General features: G+C 73.8%; 9 protein-coding genes and 1 pseudogene. 9 read left to right on the top strand and 1 reads right to left on the bottom strand.

From position 1 onward, the window contains the following. Positions 1-454: 454 nt before the first annotated feature. From proB to ACWEQL_RS38790, 5 genes are all read left to right on the top strand, one after another. Entirely contained in the window at positions 455-1,591 is a 1,137-nt protein-coding gene (gene proB, locus ACWEQL_RS38770; protein WP_452155692.1) for a glutamate 5-kinase, read from the top strand. A 141-nt stretch (positions 1,592-1,732) separates the two neighbouring features. Then, entirely contained in the window at positions 1,733-2,254 is a 522-nt protein-coding gene (locus ACWEQL_RS38775) for a hypothetical protein (RefSeq protein ID WP_452155694.1), read from the top strand. 106 nt (positions 2,255-2,360) lie between these two features. Beyond that, positions 2,361-3,674, top strand: coding sequence for a glutamate-5-semialdehyde dehydrogenase (locus tag ACWEQL_RS38780; protein WP_452155696.1), 1,314 nt, complete (start codon positions 2,361-2,363; stop codon positions 3,672-3,674). Between the two features lie 119 nt (positions 3,675-3,793). Further along, a complete protein-coding gene (locus ACWEQL_RS38785; protein ID WP_452155698.1) occupies positions 3,794-4,399 on the top strand; it encodes an SCO2584 family spore wall biosynthesis protein in 606 nt (201 codons plus the stop codon). A 102-nt stretch (positions 4,400-4,501) separates the two neighbouring features. Next, positions 4,502-5,563, top strand: a complete 1,062-nt coding sequence (locus tag ACWEQL_RS38790; RefSeq protein WP_452155700.1) for an SCO2583 family membrane protein — start codon at positions 4,502-4,504, stop codon at positions 5,561-5,563. Positions 5,564-5,650: 87 nt separating this feature from the next. Here the strand turns inward: ACWEQL_RS38790 and ACWEQL_RS38795 are convergent, their stop codons facing one another. Continuing rightward, the gene (locus ACWEQL_RS38795; protein WP_452155702.1) at positions 5,651-6,757 is read right to left on the bottom strand and encodes a M48 family metallopeptidase; all 1,107 of its coding nucleotides are present in this window, start codon (positions 6,755-6,757) and stop codon (positions 5,651-5,653) included. A gap of 246 nt (positions 6,758-7,003) precedes the next feature. Here ACWEQL_RS38795 and ACWEQL_RS38800 point away from each other — a divergent pair, with 246 nt between their 5' ends. From ACWEQL_RS38800 to ACWEQL_RS38815, 4 genes and pseudogenes are all read left to right on the top strand, one after another. Next, positions 7,004-7,150, top strand: a complete 147-nt coding sequence (locus tag ACWEQL_RS38800; protein ID WP_452155704.1) for a hypothetical protein — start codon at positions 7,004-7,006, stop codon at positions 7,148-7,150. Between the two features lie 151 nt (positions 7,151-7,301). Further along, positions 7,302-7,457 (top strand): hypothetical protein, encoded by a 156-nt coding sequence (locus tag ACWEQL_RS38805; RefSeq protein ID WP_452155706.1) that lies wholly within the window; start codon positions 7,302-7,304, stop codon positions 7,455-7,457. A 153-nt stretch (positions 7,458-7,610) separates the two neighbouring features. Continuing rightward, the gene (gene nadD / locus ACWEQL_RS38810) at positions 7,611-8,228 is read left to right on the top strand and encodes a nicotinate-nucleotide adenylyltransferase (RefSeq protein WP_452155708.1); all 618 of its coding nucleotides are present in this window, start codon (positions 7,611-7,613) and stop codon (positions 8,226-8,228) included. Positions 8,229-8,244: 16 nt separating this feature from the next. Beyond that, positions 8,245-8,546 (top strand): annotated as a pseudogene (locus ACWEQL_RS38815) (endolytic transglycosylase MltG); the annotation flags it as partial.

Genomic DNA, 8,546 nt, shown 5'->3' on the forward strand with positions numbered 1-8,546 from the left:
CGGGCCGGTGGCGGCCGGGGCGGGACCGCCCGGGCCGGCCGCCTCACCGGACGGGTCGGTGTTCTCCGGCCCGCAGGCCGTGAGGGAGAGCGCGGTGGCCGCCGCGAGCGCGGCGACGGTGAGCTTCATGGTGTGCGTACGCATCTGTGCGACAACTCCTGGACGCCCGTCCGCGCACCGTTTCCGGCCTGCCCAATGCGGTGGCGCCCGATCCACAACGGTCGGAGACATGGGTACAGCGGGCAGAAGCCGTCCCCCGATCTGGCTTGCGGTCAGGGACCCTACCAGTCGTTCGAATTGATGTCCGACCGCGTCGGGGTGCCGTTCACCCGCGGCGCCCGCGCGGTCCACCGGGTGAAATGCCGTTCGGGACGGGTGCGCGGATCGCGTAGATTGCCCCCAGCGGCCGGGCCGGCCCGGCGCGCACCACACAGCGAAGGGCGCCCGAGAGCACATGAGTGACGAGGCACTGCGGGAAGAGGTGCTGACCGCACGGCGGATCGTCGTCAAGGTCGGCTCCTCCTCCCTGACCACCGCCGCCGGCGGTCTGGACGCGGACCGGGTCGACGCCCTGGTGGACACGCTCGCCAAGCTGCGCGGCCGCCCGGACGCCCCCGAGGTCGTCCTGGTCTCCTCCGGCGCCATCGCGGCCGGCCTCGCCCCGCTCGGCCTGGAGAAGCGCCCCAAGGACCTCGCCCGCCAGCAGGCCGCCGCCAGCGTCGGCCAGGGCCTGCTGGTCGCCCGCTACACCGCCTCCTTCGCCCGGTACGGCATCCGGGTCGGCCAGGTGCTGCTCACCGCCGAGGACGCCAGCCGGCGCGCCCACTACCGCAACGCCTACCGCACCCTCGACCAGCTGCTGGCGATGGGTGCGATGCCGATCGTCAACGAGAACGACACCGTCGCCACCGCCGAAATCAAGTTCGGTGACAACGACCGGCTCGCCGCCCTGGTCGCCCACCTCGTCCGGGCCGACCTGCTGGTGCTGCTCTCCGACGTGGACGGCCTGTACGACGGCGACCCGAGCCGCCCCGGCACCAGCCGGATCGGCGTGGTCGGCGGCCCGGACGACCTGAACGGCATCGAGATCGGCAGCGCCGGCAAGGCGGGCGTCGGCACCGGCGGCATGGTCACCAAGGTCGAGGCGGCCCGGATCGCCACCGGCGCCGGCATCCCCGTGGTGCTCACCGCCGCCAGCCAGGCCGCCGACGCGCTGGCCGGCCGCCCCACCGGAACGCTGTTCCTGCGCACCGGCAGCCGCACCTCCGACCGGCTGCTCTGGCTCGCCCACGCCAGCACCCCGCGCGGCGCCCTGCACCTGGACGACGGCGCGGTCGCCGCAGTGGTCTCCGGCGGCGCCTCCCTGCTGCCGGCCGGCGTCACCAAGGTGGACGGCGAGTTCACCGCGGGTGATCCGGTGGACCTTCTTGCCGAAAACGGCCACATCGTGGCGCGCGGGCTGGTCAACTTTGATGCGAGGGAGTTGCCCCGCCTGCTCGGCCGGTCCACCCGAGACCTGGCCCAGGAGTTCGGCGCCGCGTACGAGCGTGAGGTCGTCCACCGCGACGACCTGGTCGTCCTGCGCGGCTGACGCCCCGGTACGGGCGCGGGCGGCCCCGTGCGGGCGGGACGGGGGAGCCGCAGGGGAGCAGGGCCGTACACGCCGGGCCGGGCCCGGCACGTACGGGAGACGACAGCGCCGAGGACGACAGCGCCGAACAGGAGGCCGCCGGTGGAACGCAGGCGTGAGGCAGCGCTGACGACAGGACCGGCGGGCCGGCGGCTGACCAGCATCGAGGGCGGACGCGGCGACGAGGACGCGGCCGCCGGGGACGCCACGGCCCCCGGCGGGCCGGTCCGGGCCCTGCGCCCCGACCAGCGCGAACGGGACGAGCCGCCCGTCGCCCCCGACCAGGCCCGGCTCTGGCACGTGGTGCTCAGCGTCGCCGGGCAGGTCACCCCGCTGACCGCGCTCCGGGCCGGGCTGGAGCGGCTGGCGCACGACCACTCGTTCTTCCTGACCGCCCGCTACGCCGCCGACCACGCCGAGATCCGCTACTGGGAGCAGGCCCGCGACCTGCACGACGCGGCCGCCATCGCGCTGCGGCTGTGGGGCGAGCACAAGGCGACGGCCAAGCTGCCGCCGTGGGAGATCGTCGGCCTGGAGGTCGTCGACCGCGCCACGTACCACAAGCGGGTCGCCGAGGGCTTCGGCGACCCGCCCCCGCACCTGGGCGGGGTGCACCCCTACTAGCGCGTCGTAGGGGTGCGTCCACCAGCCCGCAGTAGCCCGCCGTAGGGCCCGTCTCACCGGGCGAAATGCGGGCGGGGAGGGTCCGGGCAGTCGCTACGCTTGGTGCATGACCAGCGACCTCGCCACCGCCGACAGCCCCGTCCTCGCCGTAGCGCGCCGAGCCCGGGAGGCCGCCGCCGCGCTCGCCCCGCTGCCGCGCTCGGCCAAGGACGCCGCGCTGGCGGCGATCGCCGACGCCCTGGTGGCACGCGCCGCGGAGATCACCGCCGCCAACGCCGAGGACGTCGCCCGCGCCCGCGAGGCCGGCACCGCCGAGTCGGTGATCGACCGGCTGACCCTGAACCCCGAGCGGATCGCCGCGATCGCCTCCGACGTGCGCGACGTCGCCGGTCTGCCCGACCCGGTCGGCGAGGTGCTCCGCGGCTACACCCTGCCCAACGGCCTGGACGTGCGCCAGGTGCGCGTCCCGCTCGGCGTGGTCGGCATCATCTACGAGGCCCGCCCCAACGTCACCGTGGACGCCGCCGCGCTCTGCCTGAAGTCCGGCAACGCCGTGCTGCTGCGCGGTTCGGCCTCCGCCTACCGCTCCAACACCGCGCTGGTCGCCGTGCTGCGCGACGCGGTGGTCTCGGCCGGCCTGCCCGCCGACGCGATCCAGCTGGTGCCCGGCGAGAGCCGTGACTCCGTCCAGGAGCTGATGCGCGCCCGCGGCCTGGTGGACGTGCTGATCCCGCGCGGCGGCGCCTCGCTGATCCGCACCGTGGTCGAGGGCTCGACCGTGCCCGTCATCGAGACCGGCACCGGCAACTGCCACGTGTACGTGGACGCGCAGACCGACCTGGCGATGGCCGTCGGCATCCTGCTGAACTCCAAGGCCCAGCGGGTCAGCGTCTGCAACGCCGCCGAGACGCTGCTGGTCCACCAGGACGTCGCGGACGCCTTCCTGCCGCTCGCGCTGGCCGCCCTCGCCGGGGCCGGGGTCACCGTGCACGGCGACGAGGCGGTCCTCAAGGCCGCCGAGGGCACCGGCGCCACCGTGGTGCCCGCCACCGAGGAGGACTGGGAGGCCGAGTACCTCTCGTACGACCTGGCGGCCGCCGTGGTGCCCTCGCTGGACGACGCCGTGGCGCACATCCGCCGCTGGTCCTCCGGCCACACCGAGGCGATCGTCACCACCTCGCAGGCCGCCGCCCGCCGGTTCACCCAGCTGGTCGACTCGACGACGGTGGCCGTCAACGCCTCCACCCGGTTCACCGACGGCGGTGAGTTCGGCTTCGGCGCCGAGATCGGCATCTCCACCCAGAAGCTGCACGCCCGCGGCCCGATGGGCCTGCCGGAGCTGACCAGCACCAAGTACATCGTCACTGGTGACGGCCACGTCCGCGGCGAGGCGACGCCGACCGTGGGTGGTGCGGCCTAGGAGCCGGACGGTCCGGGGCGGGCCCGCGGCGCCCGCCCCGGCATGGCCCCGTCACACGGGTGACGGACCAACTGCGAGGAGCCACAGACAAATCGCCCGCCCGGTAATACGCTGAATCCGTGGCTGACGATGTGGGGGGCTCGCCGTACCCCGACGGCGCCGACCACGGTGGTGCGGACGACGAGTTCGCCACCGTGGTCTTCGACGAGGCCTTCGTCCGGTCCGCCGCCGTGCACGAGCCGACGGCCAAGGAGCGGCAGCTCGCCGCCGCCGAGGCCAGGTTCGAGCCGGACATGGCGTCCCCGGGCTGGGCCTACGACTCCCCCGCCGGTGACGGGCTGCCGCTGGAGCTGCGCCCGTACCCGAGCGGGCTGGACGAGGACCATCTCTATCCTGATCCGTGGTCAGGCCCGGACCGCGTCGCCGCCCGCCGGGCGCGCCGCTGGGGCCGGGCCGGACGCCGGGACCGGGCCGCCTACGACCCGGTACGGGCCGCGCGCGGCCGCTACGTGGCCCAGCAGCGCTGGCACCGGCCGGTCGCCTGGGTGCTCGCCGTGATCATGGGCGTCAGCCTGGTGGCGGTGGCCGTCGCGGCGATCTACCAGGGTGTGGGCGGGGCCGGCGGCGCCCCCAGACGGCCCGAGTCGGGCAGCAGCAGCGCGAGCCCGGACCCGGCACCGACCAAGGCCGAACCATCGCTCGTGGTCACCGCGCCGGCGGGCTGACCCCGGCCCGTCGGGCACCGCTCCCGGGCCGGCCCTCCGGCGGCCCGGGGAATGTCCGCGCGTGCCCTCGTGGCCGGGCGTGCGGGCGCCTACCCTGGTGTCATGGGTGACCCGCGCGAACCTCCGGAGGGTGCGCCCGACGGTGGTTCCGGCAACGAGGACGAGTACCGATCCGTCGTCTTCGACGAGTCGTTCGTCCGGGCTGCCCGGATCCAGGAGCTGTCCGCCCGGGAGCGGCTCGCGGGCTCCTTCGGGCGCGCCACCCGTCCCAAGGTCCGGCTGGGGCCGCTGGGCACCGTGCCGCGGCAGGCGCTCGCGCTGCTGCTGCTCATCCTGGCGGCGTTCGCGGCGGCCGTGTACTTCGGGGTCAGCTCGCCGAACCGTCCCGCGGCGCGCCCCGAGGGCAGTCAACTCACCGTCGGCCTGGTCGCGCTGAGTCCGGTTTCGGCGGTCCGGCCGGTCACCGACCCGGCCGATCCGTTCGCCGGGCTGCCGGCCGGGTACGGCGACGGTGCGGCCGGCCTCGGTACGCCGTCGGGGACGCCCACCACGCACTTCACCAAGGTCGAGGTCACCAAGGCGCTGGACACCGTGCAGCGCTACCTGGTCGCCTCCTCGCTGGCGCCCGCCACGCTGGTCCAGGGGGCCACCGCGGACGTGCGGGCCTTCGTCACGCCCGGTGAGCAGGCGCAGTTCGACGAGAGCGTGACCACGCCCAGCGACGACCGGCACCACGCGGCGACCGGCTGGCTGGTGCGGTTCGACCCGGCGAAGGTGGCGCTCGCCGCGGACACCGTGAAGGTGGCCGGGGCGATGCGGATCGACGAGTCCGCCTCCGGAACGCTGCTGATCAGCACCGACCACACCTTCGTCTACGCGCTCACGCCGGCCGGTGCGCCGGCGGGCACCCCGGTCACCCTGCACACCGTCCGCCGTGAGCTCGCCTTCGAGTTCGACCGGGTCGACCTCGCGGCGGCCCAGCTGCGGCTGGTCGACTCCGTCCTGCAGGCCGGGCCCACGCCGTGCACCACGAACCTGGCCGGGTACCTGCAGCCGATGCTGGCCGCCCCCGGGGGCACGGCGCCGCCGAGTCCGCCGGCGGTCGACCCCGGCAACCATGCCCGGCCGGCGTGGCAGGTGTGCGGGGTGCTGGCGGGTTCGTGAGGCCCGGTTCCGGCCGGGCCGTTCCCGGGGTGGTGGGGGAACGCCGGCGGCTCCCGGCCGGAGCCGGGAGCCGCGGGTCGGGTCGGGTCAGCCGTTGGCGTCGGGGTTCGATCCGTTGCCGTTGCCGTTGCCGTTGCCGTTGCCGTTGCCGTTGCCGTTGGTGGTGGTCGTGGTGCGGGTGCCGGTGAAGGTGTCGCGGAGCCTGCCGCCGACGGTGGCGGCGCCGCCGGCCACGTCGCGCAGCAGGCCCATGAGCGGGTCCTTGCTCTCCTTCACCGAGGTCGTGTAGTGGTCGGCGGCGGCCTTCCACTGGTCGGTGACCGAGGTGTCGGCGTCGTCGCCGCGGCGCGGGTAGGCGCCGGCCAGGATCGAGCGGTACTCGTCGCTCTCGGCCCACTTCTTCAGCTTGGCCACCCGCACCACCGCGAAGGGGTGGCTCTGCGGGAGCACCTGAAGCAGCTTCAGCACGCCGTCGCGCAGGTCGCCGGCCTTCTCGTACTCCTCGGCCTGCTCCAGGAAGGCGTCCACGTTCATCTCGGCCACGTTGTGCCCGCCGGCGAGCTTCATCAGGGCCCGCATGGAGGCCTGGAGGTCCTGCCCGGCGAGCAGGCCGGCCCGGTCGCTGGAGAGCTCGGCCTTGCGGAACCACTCCTTGAGCGCGGTGACCAGGGCCATGATCGCCAGGTTGCCCAGCGGCACCCAGGCGATCCGGGTGGCGATGTTGGTGAGGATCATCAGCATCGTCCGGTAGACGGCGTGGCCGGACATCGCGTGGCCGACCTCGTGGCCGATGACCGAGCGCAGCTCCTCCTCGTCCAGCAGCTCGACGAGGCCGCTGGTGACCACGATGATCGGCGTGTCGATGCCGATGCAGTACGCGTTGACCGTCGGGTCCTGGCTGACGTAGAGGTCCGGGACCTTCTCCAGGTCCAGCACGTACGCGGCGTCGCGGACCATGTCGTGCAGCTCGGGGAACTGCCGCTCGGAGGTCTTCACCGCGGTGGCCAGGAACATCAGCCGGATCGAGCGCTCGGAGACCAGCCCGGCGAGCTTCCTCAGCACGTCGTCGAAGCCGGTCAGCTTGCGCAGCGCGACCAGGGCGGAGCGGTCCGCCGGGTGCTCCCAGGCCCGGGTGGAGATCTCCGGGAAGCGCTGGCGGCGCCGGCTGGGCGACTTCGTGGTCGTGTCGGTCATGTGTGGTTCCTCCCTGTCGACGCCGGTCCCGGCTCCCCGGCCGGCCCCCGCTGGTCTTCGCCTGCAACGACTGTCTGTAGCAACGTCCGACCGCGCGTACTCGTCCCCGGCCGGGCCGGGTCCGCCGAACGGGCGTGGTCGGCGGGGGCGGTGGGCGGCGCGGGTGTGAGCCCGGTTTACGCTGTTTGCCCTGGAGAGCCGAGGCCGGACCCCGCCTCGGCCCCGAGCTGTCCGAGGAGCCCGCAGATGACCACCGACGCCCTTGTGAGCCTGGCCGAGCCGATCTCCGGGGAGGCCGGCCCCGGACTGTTCCTGCGGATCATCGTGGTGGCCTCCTTCGTGGGTGTCGGCCTGCTCGCGTGGATCCTGCTGCGGGCCGGCCGCAGCAACTGATCGCACCCGCCGCGGGCCCGCGGCTCACGCGGGCTCAGACGCGGTGGGCCGCCGCGCGGTTGCGTCGGGGCCACCCGTACGATGACGGGTGGGCCCTCACCCGGCCCGTACCCCCAGGTCCGTCACCGAGCCGAGAAGGTCACCGCCGACCATGACTGCTGCCGCACTCCCCGTTCTGACCATGCTCGCCAACGAGGGCGAGGCGAGCGGCCACGAGAACCTGAACCCGTACCTGACGGGTGGGGCCGCGCTGTTCATCCTGCTGCTGATGCTCTACGTGACCACCCGCTTCAACCGCGACCGCTGAGCCGGTCGACGGCGCGCGGAGGACTCCGCGGACCGGGAGCGTTCGGCCTGCGTGCCGGGCGCTCCTTCCGGTGTGTCCGGACGCGCGGGCGGTGCGGGCCGGCGGGAACCGGCGATCCCGTGCGTTGACGCGCGTCGCGTAAGGTGTGGCGGCATGGGACAGCAGGGACCGGAAGCGGTGAAGAAGCGCCTCGGCGTGATGGGCGGCACCTTCGACCCGATCCATCACGGGCACCTGGTGGCCGCCAGCGAGGTGGCGAGCGCCTTCCACCTCGATGAGGTGATCTTCGTACCGACCGGGCAGCCGTGGCAGAAGAGCGACCGCGAGGTCAGCCCCGCCGAGGACCGCTACCTGATGACGGTCATCGCCACCGCGGAGAACCCGCAGTTCTCGGTCAGCCGGATCGACATCGACCGCGAGGGCCCGACGTACACCGTCGACACCCTGCGCGACCTCCACGCGCTGCACCCGGACGCCGACCTGTTCTTCATCACCGGCGCCGACGCGCTGGCCCAGATCCTCTCCTGGCGCGATTCCGACGAGCTTTTCTCGCTCGCCCACTTCATCGGCTGCACCAGACCGGGGCACACTCTTTCGGACGCCGGTCTTCCGGTGGGCGGGGTCTCCCTGGTGGAGGTCCCCGCGCTGGCCATCTCCTCCACGGACTGCCGCGACCGGGTCGCCAAGGGCGAACCGGTCTGGTACCTCGTCCCGGACGGCGTGGTCCGCTACATCGACAAGCGGGCGCTCTACGCGCCGCACCGGCCTTGATTCCTGGAGGGGCGGCGTGACGGACCGCAGCGGCGGCGGGCAGCAGGGCGACTGGTCCAACGGCCAGTACCAGCAGTACCCGCAGGAGCAGCAGTACCCGCAGCAGTACGACCAGTACGGTCAGCCGGTGCCGCAGGCCCCCCAGCAGGGGTACGGCCAGCAGGGCTACGGCGGTCACCAGGAGCAGTACCAGCAGGGTTACCAGGACCAGTACCAGCAGGGTTACCAGCAGTACCCGCAGGAGCAGCAGTACCCGCAGCAGTACGACCAGTACGGTCAGCCGGTGCCGCAGGCCCCCCAGCAGGGGTACGGCCAGCA

Source organism: Kitasatospora sp. NPDC004240, from assembly GCF_053603215.1.